Source organism: Agrobacterium sp. LMR679 (genome assembly GCF_027157905.1).
GTDB lineage: Bacteria > Pseudomonadota > Alphaproteobacteria > Rhizobiales > Rhizobiaceae > Agrobacterium > Agrobacterium leguminum.
Genome location: NZ_JAPVOJ010000001.1, coordinates 1,886,826 through 1,904,604, shown reverse-complemented (window position 1 = coordinate 1,904,604; position 17,779 = coordinate 1,886,826). Strand labels below are relative to the sequence as shown.

Genomic DNA, 17,779 nt, shown 5'->3' with positions numbered 1-17,779 from the left:
TCATACGGCCTCCGCCACAGTCTTGCCGGCCAGCAATGCATCGAAATAGACGATGGTTTTTTCCAGGCCGATTTCGAGCGGCACGCGCGGCTGCCATCTCAACAGTTCCTTTGCCCGCGAAATATCGGGGCGGCGCTGCTGCGGATCGTCGATCGCGGCGGGCAGATGCACGATGCGCGAACGGGAGCCCGTCATGCGGATGACGATATCGGCGAGCTGCCGCACCGGAATTTCGCTCGGGTTGCCGATATTGATCGGCCCGGTGCAATCCTTCGGCTTGGCCGAAAAGCGCAGGAAACCGTCGATCAGGTCATCGACATAGCAGAAGGAACGGGTCTGGCTGCCATCGCCGTAAATGGTAATATCGGCACCCTTCAGAGCCTGAACGATGAAGTTCGAAACCACACGTCCGTCATCGGGTCGCATGCGCGGCCCATAGGTGTTGAAGATGCGTCCCACCTTGATATCGACACCGAAGCTACGGTGATAATCGAAAAACAGCGTTTCGGCGCTGCGCTTCCCTTCATCGTAACAAGCTCGCGGCCCGATTGTATTTACATTGCCGAAATAGGTTTCCGGCTGCGGATTAACGTGCGGATCGCCGTAGACTTCCGATGTCGACGACTGCACGACGGTTGCACCGCATCTGCGCGCCACTTCCAGCACATTGACCGCACCCAGGACATTGGTGAGCAGCGTGCCGACCGGATCGCGCTGATAGTCGGGCGGCGAAGCCGGTGAAGCGAAGTTGAAGATCAGCGAGACATCGATGTCATAGGGTTTGCGCACATCGTGCTCGACCAGCAAAAACCGCTTATTGTCCCGCAAATGCGCCACATTCGCGGTGCGCCCGGTCGAAAGATCGTCGAGACAGATCACCTCGTGACCGCAGCTCAACAGGCGCTCGCAAAGATGGGAACCGAGAAAACCGGCGCCGCCATTAACGAGAACGCGTTGGCCAGGTCTCCATTCGGAGTAGATGGTGACACCGTTGTCGTGTTCGTTGGGAACGAAATTACGCATTACACAATCCTCCCCATGAGGAATCAGCGCTGCTGATTCACCTAAACTGGATCAAACTCCCGATTGTACGATATCTTGAATATCATCCTCCGGTTTTTACTTCTTCTGGAGGTTTAATATTTCGATCGGATAAATTTCAACTTTCATGATAGGCGCAGCAGAAAACAGGTCAACTTCATTTTATCAAAATATTACAATTGATTACCCAAAATTACTCAAAATAGCCTCTTGATTTAATACTTTTTAACTATGCCTCTATTATGCCTTTCTTATTGAGCATTAGCGCAAGCTTCGCTCAACCAGTCGGGGCTATCCTGGTTTTGTAAGGCTCGGTCCACCGGGAACAAAACCGCCCGGCGAGATGCGACAGACAGTCGATTTCAGGGGACACACATGACGAATGAAATGCCTTATTCCCATAGCGGCAAAGCAGCCCGCCATTGTCGCTTCGCGCTTGTTGCCGCAGCACTTGTAACTTTCACCTTCACGACGGCTTCATGCTCCGTGGTCGAAGACGCCGTTCTCATCAAGACCGCGTCGGCCAATACCGCCACGACCAAGAGCCGGGTCGCTCCGGCGAAGGCGTCCTACGGTTATCAAAAAACCGGCAACGCAGCCGTTACGCTTGTTGCCGATGCCTCAGGCACACCCGCGGCATCGCGGCAGTCCTACTCGGGCTCCTCTCCCTACATCTGCTCCCCGAGCGGATTCGGGCAGAAGTCCCGCTGCTTCCTGAGGCCCTGAGCCTCCTGGAGAAATACCGGAGGGAACTGGCGTCCGGACGGCTCTAGCCGCCCTGACGCTCAGTTCTTCCAGCCGCCGGAGAACGTCGTGTCTTCATCTTTACTGAAGAAGCGCGACGCCGCCTCCGTGCGGTTGCGCACGTTCATTTTCTTATAGATATTGCGAACGTGAACCTTGACGGTGTTCTCGGACAGATGCAGCCGATCAGCGATGATCTTGTTTTGCGTTCCCTTGCAAAGCAGATCGAGGATTTGCACCTCGCGTGTCGTCAGCGCCGCCACGTCGCTCCTGCTTGCGGCAAGGGCATCGGCGCGGTTGGCGATCACGGCATTGCTTTGAACGCTCTTGCTGTTGACCGAAGGCGAATAGGGCGTGAGCTTGCCGAGAAGAGCAGCAGGAAAATGTTCCCCGCCCTTCATGAGCAGATCGACGGCCGCCATGAAGACATCGAGCCTGAGATTAAGCGGCAGCACGCCATCGATGACGCGCATTCCTACCAGCCTTTTCAGCGGCTCCTCGAATTTATCGATGGTTTCGACGACGAGCGCGATCGGCGCATCGGGATGTTTTTCCCGAACCTCCGAAAGAACGGCATGAAGCCGATCCCCCGACATCCGATAAGGCAAAACCAGCCGTACATTGTTACCGTAGTCGTCCTCGATACCCGCCGACGACCTTACGCTCACCACCGCGAATGTGGGGAACTTTTTGCCCAGCGCCTCCATGAGGCACTCGGAAAACAGGTCCGGATCCGCTATGACCAATAAAGTTCCATTTATAGGAGCAACGGCGTTTTTTTGTTTTGCCGCATAATCTGACGTTCCCATGAACATTGACGCCTCCCTCAAGCGCTTACGCATTACTTTCTTTTGGTTGTGCAGTCTGTTGTCCGCCGGCTATCTTTCCCCTGAATACTTGGGGGCGATTCTCCGCTTTAGGCCATGTCAACTATCATTAATTACCCGTTAATTAACACACGCTAATACGAAAAGCTGTGTAAATAAATGGCCCAAACGGGTTATTTTTTACAATTGACATACAAAATAGGTTACGCCGGGATAGAATCGTTCATTCTGTGACCGCTGCAAAAACAAACACATCGGAAAAGCTTTCGCTGTGGTTTTGCCTTCCGGGAAAATATAACTTTTAGTTGATATCCCTTTACATAGCTCGCCGGCAAAGCACGCTGCAGCCTGTTCCTTTTCGGGATAAAGGCCTTTTTCCACCGAAATAAACCATGTTTCCCGAAAAAAGCCGCCCTGCTCTGACGAAGCGGCGTTTTTTTAAGGCCAAACCGGCGAATGGACCCGCCGACAACCGCCTGCGACATATATATTCGGGTAAAGCGCCGATGGGTTTAACCCGAATTGATATCTAGGAAGCGCGATTTTTCTGCGGCACAGTCTGACCGTCGCTGGAAACAACGACCGATGGAAAGACACCTCCGGCCTTGACGTGTGTTTGAAAAACGCCGGTCCCTTTTCAAGAAACCATGCAAGCGAAAAGACGAAGCCACCGCGCTCCCCTGCTGGAGCGAGGAACGGATTTGTGCGCCGTTTTACCGAGTAGCGCACAAGGGCTGAACGAAAAGAGCCCGATCACGGGCCACTACCGAACCGCAGATGATGCGTACCGAGTGCATCTGCAAAACATCAATCTTCATGCTACCCGGGGCAAGCGCGAAAAAATCCCGTTTGAGATGAGAGGGATTTCGAAAGCTGCTCCGAGCTTTTTCGGAGGAAATCGAAATGGGTTATGATCATAAGTCTGCCGGCAGCGACGACGATATCACCAAGATCGGCGCGCTTTCCGAGGGTTTCGCCAACACGTCGACCAATGACGCCAAGGTGGAAGACAGCAACGTCGGCACCGCAAACGGTGAAAACCGCAACAACGACAACAGCGACAACAGCACCAATGTGGATGTTGACGCCAAGATCGATGTTGACGCCAATAACGGTGACAATCGCGACAACGACTATGACTGGAGCTATGACAGCAAGTCCTATAGCGACAACGACACGACCACCAAGACCAGCACCGAAACCAACACCGATATCAAGGTCGACTACGACTGGAGCTATGAAAGCAAGTCGTACAGCGACAACGACACCAATGTGAAAACGATCACGGATACGGACACCAAAACGTCCAACTATTCCGACAACGACACCTCCACCAAGACCACGACGACCTCCGACAGCTTCAACTCCGCAGACAGTTTCTACAAGTCGGATGACGACTTCGGCAACATCACGGGCGTCAAGGATGTCGGCAATCTGGGCATCGCCGGCGGAGACCTCACCTTCAATCTGGGTGACGACTTCTCCTTCACCCTCGATGTCGACAATATCCTCAACGGCTCGCTCAACGGCGATGGCAACGACACCGGCTTCAGCATGGTGCAGGCCAACCACCTGGCAGACCAGGATGAGGCCTATGACATCAAGATGCAGAATGGCGGTGCGGAAAACCACCTGAGCGCCAATGCCGGTGACGCCTATGGCGCCGAAGGCATCGACGGCAAGGGATGGGACCTCAAGGCCGGCGACGACGCAGCAGGCACCAGCACCGCGGATGCATCGGCAATCCTTGCAAATTCCGGCTTCCATCTGGAACTGGTGCAGGGCGCCAACATGCTCTCCAACGCAGTTGATGTCACGATCACAGGCGGTAACTCGCATGTATCGGACGTCGGTGAGGATCACTCCTGATAACCACCTCTTGACGAAAAGAGCTGCACCGGCACCCGCCGGTGCAGTTCGCGGTTGAAGGACCGGGGTTGCGTAAAACGAAGCACCGCCTCCAGGACGTGTGCCCTCCGCAGCCTTAAGGCTCTGCCGCGATGATCAGGGAGGGACCTCCAATGCATATCGACAAGATTTCGGACATGATCGCGCATTTCATCGGCCTGTTCGACACGGTGATCGAGGAAGCGCGTCTGAGAGCCAACTACAGCGAAGGCCCGGCGCATTCCGATCCGGACCGTTTGCCGGACGATGAAGCAGCAAAGCTGCTCGACAAGAACTATGACGTTCCGCTCAAGGACTACGATCCCGGCGTCAACTACCGCGCCGGCTATTATGATTTCGATTATCTGCAGCCGCATTTCGCGCGCATGGTCGAGCACGACATGCAGCGGCTCGCAGATGCCATCCCTGTCGATATTTCCGGCGTCAATTTCCGTTTTCCCGGCCGACTTTCCTTTGAGGAGGAATATGAACTGGTGGTTCACACCGGTCCCGGTTCGGTCATCGCGCATGTGGCGCAGGTCAATATTCTTCAGGACGACGACTATCTGAACATGACGGACGGCCCCTATGCGTGGCGCGACACCAGCTTCGTGACAGAGCGCACCGTCGAGTTCTACAATGAAGCGTCCGCCTTCACGCCTTTCGCCGGTTTCCAGCGCACCGACAGTTACGATGCCCTGCAGGCGCTCGCCAAATCCGCGCACGACTATATCGACCATGCCCGCGAAAACGACGTGACGTCGCTCGGCACCGGTGCGGATCAGGATTTCGTTCTGGCCGGCAACGACATCCATGGGCTTTACATCAACGGCTCGATAGCCAGCGAAAAGCCGATGCTCGACGACTACATGCCCGATCGCGGTATCGCCAAGCCGGCGGAAGAGCCGGAAAAGAGCGATGTTTCGCTGCATGAGGACAGCCCTGCCGGCAACAGCCTCGATGTAGCCGCAGGCGCCAATGTCGTCGCCAACATCGCTACGCTGGTCAATACCGGCGTCATGACGTCGGTAACCGCCGTCATGGGCGACTATCATCAGATCGACGCGATCACCCAGGCCTATATCTATAGCGACCGGGACGAGATCGACTCCGTTTTCACACGGTCGGAAGATCAGGCGGCGACGGCGGCCTTCAATATCGCCAGCTTCGAGCGCAGCGTCTATCCGGGCGCTGAAAACACGGAAAACAGCAGTCAGGAAAACGGCGAACCGCCGATATTTCCGACCGCCTGGCGCGTCAGCGTGCTGGAAGGAGACGTTTCCTTCGTCCACTGGATCGAGCAATACCAGTTCGTCAGCGACAACGACACGATGACGATAACGACCTCGGGCGCCACCGTCAGCCTGCTGACGGGCGGCAACGCCGCGCTCAACATTGCGAATTTCCTCGGCATCGGCATGCAATACGATCTGATCATCGTCGGCGGCAATGTGCTGGACATGAACATCATCAGCCAGATCGCCGTGCTCTACGACAATGACTGGGCGCGCGCCAACCCCGATGCGCCGGACGGCGCCACCATCCAGTCCGGCAACAACCTGCTGTGGAACGACGCCGCCATTCACAATGTCGGCAGCAACGACCGTTTCGAAACCATGCCGGACTATATGAACCAGACGGTGAACGCCATCAACGAGCGCGATCCCAACATGCCGGATGCGCTTGCCCATGACGTCAATTTCGCCGGCTATGAGGGTCTGAACGTCCTCTATATCACCGGCAATCTCTACGATGTCAGCATCATAAAACAGGTGAGCGTGCTGGGCGATTCCGACGATGTGACGCAGGCCGCCGCCAAGGTTCTCGAAAATAACGAGGACGCCACCGTCCATATCGATACCGGCAGCAATGCCGTGGTCAATCTGGCGCAGATCGTCGACTACGACAGCTTCGGCTCCACCACCTATGTCGCCGGCGGCGTTTATTCCGATGCCATCCTGATACAGGGCGGCATCATCGAAAACGATACGTCGCAACCCCAGCAAGGCCAACTGGCAAACGAGGTCATCGCCTTTCTTCACGACGATCCCGCCACCATCGAAAACGAATCCAATGGCGTCATCAATGCCGGTCACGACCTGTCATGGTCGAACGGGCATTCTGCCGACGTCATGCAGGCGGTGACCGCGTAGATTTGGCTGGCGGGGCGATAACCGCGTCCCGTCACGGCCGAACCGCAAACACCGTGAGATCACCGAGGGGACCGATATAAAATGGATCATATTTCTAGAAAAACCATTGCCGATGGACGCTCGCTGGACTTGCCGCTGGATCAGGACGCGGAAGACAGCAAACTGACGGACGCCTGTATTTCAGCAATCAATGAAGCCGTCGAAAACCTGCGCCAATTATCCGGCGCTGAACAGACGGCAAAAGACATTTCATCCCCTGCACAGACCGCCTCCCCACAGGTTCTCTCCCAACCGCATGCAAAAACGGAACAGGCGGAACAATTGCGGGATGTTCCCCCGGAAAGGCCGGTACCTCAACGGGACCGGCAACCCGCCTCCCCGCCGGAACCGCAGGCCAAGATCGACAATGCCGACCTGCCTTTCGTCAAGACCATCGACAATAATGACGGACCGATCCGTGAAAACGAACGCCGGCCGGTGACGGGCGGCGGCGGCAAGGAGCCGACGGACAATGGCGGTGGCGGCGGCGGTGGCGGCGGCGGTGGAAGCCAGAGCGGTTTTCACAAACGCAGCGAGCCGATCAATTTCGCCGCAAGCCTTGCCAAGGGCATCGCCGCCGTGCGGCGCAACATGGTGGTGGTGATGCTTTTCACGGTCGCCATCAACGTCCTGCTGCTCGCCATCCCGCTTTATCTGTTCCAGATTTCCGACCGGGTTCTGACCAGCCGTTCGATGGATACGCTGGTGATGCTGACGGTCGCCGTCCTTGGCGCGGTTCTGCTGCAGGCCTTCATGGACGCCATCCGCCGCTTCATCCTGATGCGCACCGCCGTCGAACTCGAAGTGCAGCTTGGCGCGCCGATCCTGTCCGCCGCCGCCCGCGCTTCCCTGCATGGCAGCGGCAAGGACTATCAGACCTTGCAGGATCTGCAGCAATTGCGCTCCTTCCTCACCTCCGGCACGCTCATCGCCTTCCTCGATGCGCCGCTGATGCCGCTCTTCATCGTGGTGGTCTATCTCGTCCATCCGCATCTCGGCATCATCATCATGGTCTGCTGCGCCGTGCTGTTCGGCATCGCCTGGCTGAACCAGCGCTTCACCGCAAGACAGTTTTCCGAGGCCTCCGGTTATCTCAGCCGCGCCAATTTCCACCTCGATTCCATGTCGCGCAATTCGCAGATCATCAATGCGCTCGCCATGATCCCCGAAGCGGTGAAAATGTGGGGCCGCGAAACCGCCGGCTCGCTGAAGTCGCATGTGGCGGCGCAGGATCGCAACATCATGTTCTCCGGCGTTTCCAAGGCGGCGCGCATGATTACCCAGGTGGCGCTGCTCGGCTGGGGCGCGCATCTGTCGCTATCCGGCGAACTGACCGGCGGCATGGTGATTGCAGCCTCCATCATTTCCGGCCGGGCGCTGGCGCCCATCGAAGGCGCGATAGAAGGCTGGCACCAGTTCAACAAATCTGCCGCCTCCTATGGCCGCATCAAGCAGCTTCTCATCAATTCGCCGCTGAACTTCCCGCGTCTGCGCCTTCCCAATCCGGAAGGGCGTCTCGACGTCGAGCGCATCCTCTTCGTGCCGCCGCCGCAGAAGAAGGTGATTTTGAACGGCATTTCCTTTTCGCTGAAAAAGGGAGAGTCGCTCGCCATCATCGGCAATTCCGGCTCCGGCAAGACGACACTCGGCAAGATGCTGGTCGGCTCCATTCTACCGACGTCAGGCAATGTGCGCCTCGATCTCATGGATCTGCGCAACTGGGACCAGCGACAATTCGGTGAAAGCATCGGTTATCTGCCGCAGGACGTGCAGCTTTTCCCCGGCACCATCAAGGCCAATATCTGCCGTATGCGCGACGATATCGAAGACCGGCAGATTTATGAGGCGGCGGTGCTGGCCGATGTGCACGAGCTGATCGCCGGTTTCCCGCAGGGTTATGAAACCGTGGTCGCCGCCGATGGCGCACCGCTTTCCGGCGGCCAGAAACAGCGCATCGCACTTGCCCGCGCCTTCTTCGGCGATCCGAAATTCGTGGTGCTGGATGAGCCCAACTCCAATCTGGATACGCAGGGCGAACAGGCGCTGGCCAAGGCGCTGCTGCACGCCAAAAGACAGGGCATCACCACCGTCACCATCACCCAGCGGCCGGCGCTGCTTCAATGCGTCGACAAAATCATGGTGCTGAAGGATGGATCGGTCGCGATGTTCGGCGAAAGAATGGACGTGTTAAAGGCGCTTTCCGGCAATGGCCGCCAGGCCAACCAGTCCCCGCAGATCGAGGGTTGAGAACCGTGATGTTCAAAAAGAAAAACGCCATTGCCGAAGTCAAACCCCAGGGCCAGCTCGAATGGTACAGTGAGGTGCCGCGCTCGATCCGCCTGCACAGCTCGATCGGCCTTGCCGTGCTGCTCGCCTCCTTCGGCGGGTTCGGATTCTGGGCCGGCACCGCGCCGCTCTCTTCCGCCATCATCGCCCAGGGCAGTTTCGTCGCCACCGGCAACAACAAGGTGGTTCAGCATCTGGAGGGCGGCATCATCAAGGAAATGATGGTCAGCGAAGGCGACACGGTCAAGGAAGGCGACGTTCTTCTGACGCTGGACAAGACGACGGCGCTCGCCAACGAGCGCATGCTGCAGCTGCGGCGGCTTCGCCTCGAAACCATCGTCGTGCGCCTGCGCGCCGAGGCCCAGGGCGCTAAAAGCTTCAAGGTGCCGGATATCGTCATGAAGGAAGCCGGCGATCCGGATATCAATTCCATCATCCAGAGCCAGAACATCGTGTTCCACAGCAAGCTCATCAAGCTTGAGGAACAGATGAACCTGATCGACAAGAATATCCGGTCGCTGGAGTTCCGCTATGCGGGCTATGACGGTCAAAAACAGTCCTTCGACCGGCAATTGGCGCTTTTGACACAGGAGCGCGATTCCAAGGAGCGGCTCGCCAAGGACGGCGTCATCCGCAAGACCGACATGCTGGCACTGGAGCGCGCCATCGCCGACGCCATGGGCGATATCGCCCGCCTGAGTGGCGAAATGAACCAGAGCGAGGCGGAAATCGCCAAGTTCCGGCAGGAAGCGGTCATTGCCGTCAACGCCAACAAGCAGGCGGCGCTCGATGCGCTGGAAACCGCCGAATCCGATCTCGACAGCGTGCGCGAACAGGTGCGCGGCGCCGCCGAAGTGCTGGAACGTACCGTCATCCGCTCTCCCGTCAACGGAACCGTGGTACGCGCCTATTACCACACGCCGGGCGGCGTTATTACCACCGGCAAGCCGATCATGGAGATCCTGCCTGCTCATGTGCCCCTTATTCTGGAGGCGCAGGTGCTGAGAACCTCCATCGACCAGCTGCATGAGGGCCAGACGGCCGCGATCCGCCTGTCGGCGCTCAACCGCCGCACCACACCGGTTCTGAATGGCAAGGTCTTTTACGTTTCAGCCGACAGCATCGAGGAAAACGCAGGCCTTCAGGTCAAGGACGTCTATATCGTGCGGGTGCAGATACCCGACGAGGAGATCGCCAAGGTTCACAATTTCCACCCCGTGCCCGGCATGCCGGCCGACGTGCTGATCCAGACTTCGGAGCGTACTTTCTTCGAATATCTGACCAAGCCGATCTCCGACAGCATGTCCCGTGCTTTCAAGGAAAGATGAAGAAATATCAGTAACCTACACTGTCTTTTCCACAGCGGTCGGCATATAATATCCAAATATGTTTCGTCGGGGCGGGGAGAAGCGGCATGGCGGCGATGTCGGATGTATTGCTGCTGGTCGGCAGGCTGAATTACGTGTGGACCAACACGGAAAGCCTGATGATCTATCTGATCGTCCATCTCCTGAAAGTGGAAAAGGAAGCGGCCATCGTCGTCTTCCTGACACTCAACACCACGCGGGCGCGCATGGATCTGATCGAGCGCCTGGCGAAGCTTCCCTCCACCGATGCGAAGGATCGCAAGACCATCCTCTCCATCATGGCGCGGCTGAAGAAGGAAGCGAAGACGCGCAACAAATATAATCACTGCATCTATTCCTTCGACGAAAAAGGCGAAATCGCCAGCACGCAGCTCATGCGGCTGGTGGAGGATGACAGTCAGGTGCGCTACGGCAAGGTGGAGCGCATGGACGAGAAGGAAATCGGGCAGCTCGAAAAATCCATCGCCGACATCGTCGATGTCAGCAAGGACATGTGGAGTTTCATCCATGCCAGCCCGCATGTCTCTGCGGATTATCTCTAGGCTCTCGTTTGTAACCGCATGCCGATTGCCGGGTGAGGTTCGCTCCCCTCCGCAGCCCTTGCCGGGAGGCACAGTTTACCGGCTGCGAAATAGAGCATGAACGAGCCGATCTGGTAGGGGAAGATGATGTCGATCTCCACGAAGGAACGCACGACAAACAGGGCGCAGATCGCAAACAGGATGACGCCCTGCGGATCGCTCTTGCGCATCAGCACCGAGCGCAGATGCCCGAGCAGCGTTCCGTAAAGCACCATGCCAAGCAGCAGCATGCCGACGAAGCCGTTTTCCACCACGGTTTCGATATAGGTATTATGGAAATGGAAGCCGCTGCGGCCGGTAATGAAGAAATCGTTCCACAGCCGTTCGGCATCGGGAAAACCCGCAACCCAGAACCCCTGATAACCGACGCCGAGGATCGGCGTTTGTTTCGCAGCCTCGATGCCCTGCTGCCAGAGATAAGTTCGGCCGGTCAGCGTCGAATCCTTGCCGAAAATGCCAAGAATGGCGTCTAGCAGGCCGAATTGCAGGGAAGCGACCGCCAGCAATGCGCCGAGACCACCGAGCACAAAAAACGTCATCTTTCGGTTCGCCGGCGAAAGCATGCCGATGGGAATGAAGCCGATGATGAGCGCGACCACCGCCGCCGTGGTAATAGTGGATGTGGCCGATTGGGACGCAAGGAGGCTATAGGCCGACAGGAGCCCGGTGACGCCGGCAATCGGCAACCAGATGCCCCTTTGCTTGAGCACCAGCACCGATGCGGCGGCGAAAATGACGCCGAGCGAGGCATAAAAGCCGAGCTGGTTCTTGGAAGAGAAAGCGCCGACGAAACTATAGGTGCCATCCAGCGCATCGAAGAGATAAATGCCGAATAGCAGCGAATAGAGCAGAACGACGGCGATGCCGATCAGCGCGCCGCGCGTCAGGGTCCGGATCGAGATCACCCGCATGGCGATCAGCGCGCAGACGATATGCGTCATATACTGGATGGAGGCGCGCATGGTCACAGACGCCGCTTCCGACCAGAAGCTGGACAGAACCGTCAAGATGCCGAAGGCGAATATCCAGAGATAGCGCGGATAATTGCCGAGCACGCGCCGGTAATCGACCACCACCAGCGGCAGCCACATGCCATAATAGGCCAGAACCGAGATTTGCCCGAAACGCGACGAGTAAGCGAATACGAAGAACGACAGCGCAACCGCCGCCATTCCGTAAATCTCATTGCGTTCGGGATCGATCAGCGCCGATTTGGCGATCCGCATTGAAACCTCACTGCATCAGGATTTCAGACGAGACCTTGATGACATCGCCGGGCTGGAGCATGGCGTTTTCATCCACCTTCAGCTCCTTCGGCTTGCCGTTTTCCTCACGCACCACGACATAACTGATGGTCGCGGACTTGCCCGACGGGTCAAAACGGATCGCTTCGGCCGATTGCGCCAGCGCTTCCGACATCAATTCGCGGCTGGTGGTGAGCTGCAGATTGAGCTTGTCCAGTTCCGCTTCCGTATCCTGCAATTCCTTGGAGCGCTGCGCCACCCAGTCGTTACGCAGGTTGATCTCGTCCTGGGTCGCCTTGTTGATATCCTGTTTGGCGCGCAGCGACTGCGTATCGATATCGAGCAGGTTGGATTCAACTTCCGCCGCGCGTTCTTCCGCGGAAATGCGCCGTTGCGACAGCGCAAGCCCCTGCTCGTTCAGCCGGTTGACGCGGTCGCGATCCTCGTTGGCAAGCTGGAGCTGACGATTCTGCGTCTCTGATTTCTTCTTCAGGGATTCGACTTCGCTCTGCAGAAGGGCATGCAGGTCCGTCAGCGCCTTGAGCTGCAGGGTGTAACGTTCGGTGCGCGATTTCATCAGCGCGCTTTCGCTGGCCAGCAGCACGTCGATCTCGCCGATCTTTTCCATTTCAGGCGTCTTGGCGATGGTCGCGTCACCCTTGACCTCGGCGACCAGCCGCGCCTGACGGGCGAGCAGCCTTGCACGCTGATTGTCGTAGACGGCGGCGTCACCACGGGCATTGATGAAGTCGCGGGCAAAACGCTGCCCGGCATCCGAGCGCCGCAGGCCGCCGGCAAGGCTGACCGCCTTCAGCACCGTGAGATTGGCGGCATAGGGATATTCACCCGGCGTCTGCACGTCGCCACTTAAGAAGATCGGCCGGAACTGCGCGATCTCGACGGAGGCCGAAGGCAGGTTGCGAAGGGCGAACTTGCTCTGAAGCTGGGCTCCAATCTCTTCGCTGACCTCCGATGGGGTCTTGCCCGCAACATCCAGCTGACCGATGAAAGGCAGGGACAGCGCTCCCGATGGGCCGACGGAATAATCGCCGTTGATCACATCCCAGTTGCGGATGCTGCCATCCGCCGGCTGCCATTCGGCAACGCGGATACGCAGCTTGTCAGCGGTACCGAGCTTATATTGAGCGCCATCCGCAGCCATGGCGGAGAGCGGCGCGGCAAGGGCGACGGAAGCGGCAAATACGAAGGCCACAAACGGGCGGCGGGCGGCAGACAAGCCGTTCATCGGGAAACTCCCTGTTAGCGGATCGCCACACGGGCGATCCGGCCGTCGCGCAACTGGGCAAGGCCGGCTGCACAGCGCCGCGAAAAGCGGCCGGTATGATTAGCACCAATGACGCACCCAAAGACCGGACTTGGGATCCCGGTCGGGGTGCGTGTCGAAACGAAGATCGATAAAGCCGAACTCAATATCGGTTTTCAGTAGCTTCCGCGTGAAAGGCACACGGCGGGAATGGTCTTGACGATGATGAAGACATCCTGCCGCATCGACCAGTTCTGCACATAGTGCGTGTCGAAAGCGACGCGGGTCTTGTAGGATACGTCGTTGCGGCCGCTGATCTGCCACAAGCCGGTCAGGCCAGGGCGGGTGCTGAGATAATAAGCGGCAGCGCTTTCATAATAGCTCAGCTCCTCATCGACGACCGGGCGTGGGCCAACCACGCTCATTTCGCCGCGGATGATGTTGAGCAGCTGCGGCAGTTCGTCGAGCGAGAGCTTGCGCAGCACGGCGCCGACAGCCGTAACACGCGGGTCGTTCTTGAGCTTGCGGGTGGCGTGCCATTCTTCGGCGGCTTCCGGATTGGCGGCAAGATATTGCCGCAGAATCTCATCGCCGTTCATCGCCATCGTCCTGAATTTCAGGCAATGGAAATAGCGGCCATTATGTCCCACACGCCGGTGGCCATAAAAGATCGGGCCGGGATCAGACAATTTCACCAGCGCGGCGATCAACAGGAATATCGGGCTGAAGATGAGCAGCGCAAGCGCAGCCGATGTCATATCGAAGCTGCGTTTTGCGATGCCCCCGATAGGGAAACTGACATCGAAATCTTCGGAGCTGCTGAGTGTCTGTTCAGCCGATTGGGTCGCGGACTTCATAGAGAGAACTCCATTTATGTTTTGCGATTGGTCGGTGCCCGGAGGCGCGTCTTTCCGTCTAAAAGAGATAACAAGTCTGTGTTCGGAATTTGATGCTAATGGATTTTTTGTAAGGCACATTGGCCATAACCGTCTATGCGATTTCTTGCGCGAGCGGCCGATCAACGTCCGGGCAATATTAACGGTTGCATAAAAAAGCAACAAATGTGCCGACGGCCATGTGTTGAGAGCATGGGTACCGCCCCGGCATGTATTGGGTTTTGTGCCGGCGACAGTCTTTTCTTATGTGTTTCTTATGACTTGGCGAGATGAGACAGGAACGTTAAGAACAGCCACGCCTGTAACGGAATATAAAAAATTTTTGCATCGCAGCAAGATTGTGGCAATGCATATAAAATTTGACATATCGGCCGGGATTTTTTTGCCTGACATTGCCAGGCCACCAAGAAAAAGCGATGGAAAAATCGCTAAAGGGGCGCAAACACGGCAAAAGAGTGGCAGGAAACTGCATTCTAGTCATGGCAGCCACGCAAAATTGCCGTAGCTGCTGGCCATTTTTTACCGACTCGACCCGACTTGGCCGTTCTAAGAGCGTTACGAAGCTCCAAAACCGCTGGAATCAGAAGGTTGGCGGTGTGCAGGCGCTGATGACCTCACAGGGCACGGGACCGACGCAACGGAAACGATGCGGCCTGCGGCTTTCGAAATAATAGGCATCCCCCGGCCCGAGCACCCGCCTCTCCTCATCGACCGTCACTTCCAGCCGTCCGGAAAGGATGATTCCTCCTTCCTCGCCATCGTGAACCAGCGGAACCTTGCCGGTATCGGCGCCCGGCTGGTAACATTCCTTGAGGATTTGCAGGCTGCGGCCGAAGACATTCTCACCCACCTGCCGGAAGGATATCGGCCCCTTGCCGATTTCAACCAGTTCATCCGCCCGGTAAAAAGCCTTGCGGCTCGTCTCCGGCTCGAAAGCGAAAAACTCGGCAAGGCCTATCGGTATGCCGTCGAGAATGCGTTTCAACGCACCGACGGAAGGGTTCGAGGTGTTGGATTCGATCAGAGAAATCGTCGAATTGGTGACACCGGCACGCCTTGCCAGTTCCCGCTGGGAAATATTGTGGCGCAGCCGCAAATGGCGCAAACGCCCGCCTATATCCACCGACATGCGTGAGCCCCCGTTGCCCTTGTTCGAAATATCGAAAATTCGCGTTCAGGCCTATAGCATTTTCAATGGCTTGGCCACAGAGAGAAAAGGGCTTGTTCAGTCGCGAAAATAGCATTCAATCACCGGCAACGAACAGGAGACCACCATGGACAACCCGAGCCGATCCAATTCCACCTCGCTTGACAGCTACTGGATGCCCTTTACCGCCAACCGGCAGTTCAAGGCCAATCCCCGCCTGCTGACGAGCGCCGAAGGCATGTATTACACCAGCAATGACGGTCGCCAGGTTCTCGACGGCACGGCTGGCCTTTGGTGCGTCAACGCCGGCCACGGCCGCCAGCAGATCGCGTCTGCCGTCAAGCACCAGCTTTCGACCATGGATTACGCGCCCTCCTTCCAGATGGGCCACCCGGTTGCCTTTGAATTCGCCGAGCGGCTGGCGGAAATTGCGCCCGGCCCGGAAGGTGCGAAACTGGACCGTGTCTTCTATACGGGCTCCGGGTCGGAATCGGTCGATACGGCGCTGAAGATCGCCATCGCCTACCAGCGCGCCATCGGCCAGGGCACCCGCAGCCGGTTGATCGGTCGTGAGCGCGGTTATCATGGCGTCGGTTTCGGCGGCATCTCCGTGGGCGGCCTCGTCAACAACCGTCGCGTTTTCCCGCAAATCCCCGCAGACCACCTGCGTCACACCCATGATCCGGCGAAGAACAGCTTCGTGAAAGGCCAGCCCGAGCACGGCGCCGAACTTGCCGACGATCTGGAACGGCTGGTCGCCCTGCATGGCGCGGAAACCATCGCCGCCTGCATCGTCGAACCGGTCGCCGGCTCCACCGGCGTGCTGGTGCCGCCGAAGGGTTATCTGGAGCGCCTGCGCGCCATCTGCGACAAGCACGGCATCCTCTTGATCTTCGATGAGGTCATCACCGGTTTCGGCCGCATGGGCTCCACCTTCGCCACCAACTATTTCGGCGTTACGCCCGATATCGTCACCACCGCCAAGGGACTGACCAACGGCGCGATCCCGATGGGTGCGGTCTTCACCAGCCGCAAGGTGCACGATGCGCTGATGCATGGGCCGGAAAACCAGATCGAGCTGTTCCACGGCTATACCTATTCCGGCCACCCCGTCGCCTGCGCCGCGGGTATCGCGACGCTTGACATCTATCGCGATGAGGGCCTTTTCACCCGCGCGGCCGAATTGCAGGATGTCTGGCACGACGCCATCCATTCCCTGAAGGGCCTGCCGAATGTCATCGACATCCGCACCATCGGCTTCATCGCCGGCATCGAGCTGCAATCGCGCGACGGTGCTGCTGGCGCACGCGCCTATGATGTCTTCGTGGATTGCTTCGAGCGCGGCCTGCTCATTCGCGTTACCGGCGACATCATCGCGCTTTCGCCGCCGCTGATCGCCGAAAAATCCCATTTCGACGATATCGTCTCGATCCTCGGCGATGCGCTGAAGCGCGCGCAGTAAAGACCATGCAAACAAAAAGGCCGCGCCGGGAAGCGCGGCCTTTTTTGTGCCCTGTCAGTAGGCCTGCATCGGTTGCGAGAGGCCGTCGCCGATCACACCGTTGCCATATTGCGCCACCGGCACACCTTCCTGGCCGATCGGCACGCCCTGCTGTGCGGGGCCGAGCGCCGTCACCACGATCGGCGTGCCATCGGGCACGCGGTTATAAAGATCGATGATATCCTGGTTCAGCAGGCGCACGCAGCCAGAGGATACCGACTTGCCGATAGTCCACCATTCCGGCGAGCCATGCAGGCGGTAGATCGTGTCCTTACCATCCTTGAAGATATAGAGCGCGCGCGCGCCGAGCGGGTTCTTGAGGCCCGGCTCCATGCCGCCGTTGCGGCTGCTATAGGGTTCCAGTTCCGGCTGGCGCGCGATCATCTCATCGGGCGGCGTCCAGCGCGGCCATTGCCGCTTGTACTGAATGACACCGCGGCCGGCCCATTCAAAGCCCGCGCGGCCGAGACCGACGCCATAACGCATGGCCTGATTGTTCTCATAAGTGAGATAGAGAAAATGATTGGCGGTATCGACGACGATGACGCCGGGGCGTTCACCCGTCGGGTTCGCCACCATCTGCCGCAGGAACTGACGCGGAATCCGCTTGTAGGGGATTTCCGGCAGCGGGAACTGCTCGTCCGGCTTGGGACCGTACATCAGGGCATACATCGGGTCGTCCGCGGGCGCTGCAGGCCGGGCGGCCTCACGCGCGGTTGTGTTGCAGCCCGCAAGGCCGGCAAGCGCCAGTCCACCTGCTCCAAGCAGGAAACCCCGCCGGGTCGTCGTCGTCTCGTTCAAT

At 58.1% G+C, this 17,779-nt stretch carries 14 protein-coding genes; 7 read left to right on the top strand and 7 right to left on the bottom strand.

The window, feature by feature from the left end:
- Nucleotides 1-1,023: a UDP-glucuronic acid decarboxylase family protein gene (locus O3W47_RS08900; RefSeq protein ID WP_080819141.1), complete on the bottom strand. Its 1,023-nt coding sequence runs from the start codon at nucleotides 1,021-1,023 to the stop codon at nucleotides 1-3.
- Between the two features lie 393 nt (nucleotides 1,024-1,416).
- Between O3W47_RS08900 and O3W47_RS08895 the strand changes: the two genes are divergently transcribed.
- A complete protein-coding gene (locus O3W47_RS08895; RefSeq protein WP_080819142.1) occupies nucleotides 1,417-1,767 on the top strand; it encodes a hypothetical protein in 351 nt (116 codons plus the stop codon).
- A gap of 59 nt (nucleotides 1,768-1,826) precedes the next feature.
- On the opposite strand, the gene O3W47_RS08890 is transcribed toward O3W47_RS08895, so the two are convergent.
- Nucleotides 1,827-2,600, bottom strand: a complete 774-nt coding sequence (locus O3W47_RS08890) for a helix-turn-helix domain-containing protein (RefSeq protein ID WP_262531031.1) — start codon at nucleotides 2,598-2,600, stop codon at nucleotides 1,827-1,829.
- Between the two features lie 915 nt (nucleotides 2,601-3,515).
- Here O3W47_RS08890 and O3W47_RS08885 point away from each other — a divergent pair.
- The 5 genes from O3W47_RS08885 (at nucleotide 3,516) to O3W47_RS08865 (ending at nucleotide 10,886) form a co-directional block, all read left to right on the top strand.
- Nucleotides 3,516-4,481 (top strand): fibrinogen-binding protein, encoded by a 966-nt coding sequence (locus O3W47_RS08885; protein ID WP_080819143.1) that lies wholly within the window; start codon nucleotides 3,516-3,518, stop codon nucleotides 4,479-4,481.
- Nucleotides 4,482-4,633: 152 nt separating this feature from the next.
- Nucleotides 4,634-6,652, top strand: coding sequence for a hypothetical protein (locus O3W47_RS08880; protein WP_269313488.1), 2,019 nt, complete (start codon nucleotides 4,634-4,636; stop codon nucleotides 6,650-6,652).
- Nucleotides 6,653-6,733: 81 nt separating this feature from the next.
- Nucleotides 6,734-8,938 (top strand): type I secretion system permease/ATPase, encoded by a 2,205-nt coding sequence (locus O3W47_RS08875; protein WP_269313487.1) that lies wholly within the window; start codon nucleotides 6,734-6,736, stop codon nucleotides 8,936-8,938.
- Between the two features lie 8 nt (nucleotides 8,939-8,946).
- The gene (locus tag O3W47_RS08870) at nucleotides 8,947-10,305 is read left to right on the top strand and encodes an HlyD family type I secretion periplasmic adaptor subunit (RefSeq protein ID WP_035262274.1); all 1,359 of its coding nucleotides are present in this window, start codon (nucleotides 8,947-8,949) and stop codon (nucleotides 10,303-10,305) included.
- 86 nt (nucleotides 10,306-10,391) lie between these two features.
- Nucleotides 10,392-10,886 (top strand): hypothetical protein, encoded by a 495-nt coding sequence (locus O3W47_RS08865; protein ID WP_003523808.1) that lies wholly within the window; start codon nucleotides 10,392-10,394, stop codon nucleotides 10,884-10,886.
- Here O3W47_RS08865 and O3W47_RS08860 read toward each other — a convergent pair.
- The 4 genes from O3W47_RS08860 to O3W47_RS08845 all read right to left on the bottom strand — a co-directional run bounded on the left by O3W47_RS08860 (nucleotide 10,883) and on the right by O3W47_RS08845 (nucleotide 15,458).
- Complete coding sequence (locus O3W47_RS08860; RefSeq protein ID WP_003523807.1) at nucleotides 10,883-12,151, bottom strand: O-antigen ligase family protein; 1,269 nt, start codon at nucleotides 12,149-12,151, stop codon at nucleotides 10,883-10,885. The two genes, O3W47_RS08865 and O3W47_RS08860, sit on opposite strands and share 4 nt — an antisense overlap.
- 7 nt (nucleotides 12,152-12,158) lie before the next feature.
- Nucleotides 12,159-13,415, bottom strand: a complete 1,257-nt coding sequence (locus tag O3W47_RS08855; protein WP_065656288.1) for a polysaccharide biosynthesis/export family protein — start codon at nucleotides 13,413-13,415, stop codon at nucleotides 12,159-12,161.
- 194 nt (nucleotides 13,416-13,609) lie between these two features.
- Nucleotides 13,610-14,290, bottom strand: a complete 681-nt coding sequence (locus O3W47_RS08850) for a sugar transferase (protein ID WP_269313486.1) — start codon at nucleotides 14,288-14,290, stop codon at nucleotides 13,610-13,612.
- A gap of 619 nt (nucleotides 14,291-14,909) precedes the next feature.
- On the bottom strand, nucleotides 14,910-15,458 hold the full coding sequence (locus O3W47_RS08845) for a cupin domain-containing protein (RefSeq protein ID WP_003523802.1): 549 nt from the start codon (nucleotides 15,456-15,458) through the stop codon (nucleotides 14,910-14,912).
- Between the two features lie 145 nt (nucleotides 15,459-15,603).
- On the opposite strand from O3W47_RS08845, the gene O3W47_RS08840 reads away from it, so the two are divergent.
- Nucleotides 15,604-16,938 (top strand): aspartate aminotransferase family protein, encoded by a 1,335-nt coding sequence (locus tag O3W47_RS08840; protein ID WP_059758580.1) that lies wholly within the window; start codon nucleotides 15,604-15,606, stop codon nucleotides 16,936-16,938.
- Nucleotides 16,939-16,992: 54 nt separating this feature from the next.
- Here the strand turns inward: O3W47_RS08840 and O3W47_RS08835 are convergent, their stop codons facing one another.
- Nucleotides 16,993-17,778: a L,D-transpeptidase gene (locus O3W47_RS08835; protein ID WP_059758579.1), complete on the bottom strand. Its 786-nt coding sequence runs from the start codon at nucleotides 17,776-17,778 to the stop codon at nucleotides 16,993-16,995.
- Nucleotide 17,779: the final 1 nt, after the last annotated feature.

Coding starts and splice junctions, on each gene's coding strand:
- O3W47_RS08900 (WP_080819141.1), bottom strand. CDS start 1,023: ATGCGTAATTTCGTTCCCAACGAACACGACAACGGTGTCACCATCTAC.
- O3W47_RS08895 (WP_080819142.1), top strand. CDS start 1,417: ATGACGAATGAAATGCCTTATTCCCATAGCGGCAAAGCAGCCCGCCAT.
- O3W47_RS08890 (WP_262531031.1), bottom strand. CDS start 2,600: ATGTTCATGGGAACGTCAGATTATGCGGCAAAACAAAAAAACGCCGTT.
- O3W47_RS08885 (WP_080819143.1), top strand. CDS start 3,516: ATGGGTTATGATCATAAGTCTGCCGGCAGCGACGACGATATCACCAAG.
- O3W47_RS08880 (WP_269313488.1), top strand. CDS start 4,634: ATGCATATCGACAAGATTTCGGACATGATCGCGCATTTCATCGGCCTG.
- O3W47_RS08875 (WP_269313487.1), top strand. CDS start 6,734: ATGGATCATATTTCTAGAAAAACCATTGCCGATGGACGCTCGCTGGAC.
- O3W47_RS08870 (WP_035262274.1), top strand. CDS start 8,947: ATGTTCAAAAAGAAAAACGCCATTGCCGAAGTCAAACCCCAGGGCCAG.
- O3W47_RS08865 (WP_003523808.1), top strand. CDS start 10,392: ATGGCGGCGATGTCGGATGTATTGCTGCTGGTCGGCAGGCTGAATTAC.
- O3W47_RS08860 (WP_003523807.1), bottom strand. CDS start 12,151: ATGCGGATCGCCAAATCGGCGCTGATCGATCCCGAACGCAATGAGATT.
- O3W47_RS08855 (WP_065656288.1), bottom strand. CDS start 13,415: ATGAACGGCTTGTCTGCCGCCCGCCGCCCGTTTGTGGCCTTCGTATTT.
- O3W47_RS08850 (WP_269313486.1), bottom strand. CDS start 14,290: ATGAAGTCCGCGACCCAATCGGCTGAACAGACACTCAGCAGCTCCGAA.
- O3W47_RS08845 (WP_003523802.1), bottom strand. CDS start 15,458: ATGTCGGTGGATATAGGCGGGCGTTTGCGCCATTTGCGGCTGCGCCAC.
- O3W47_RS08840 (WP_059758580.1), top strand. CDS start 15,604: ATGGACAACCCGAGCCGATCCAATTCCACCTCGCTTGACAGCTACTGG.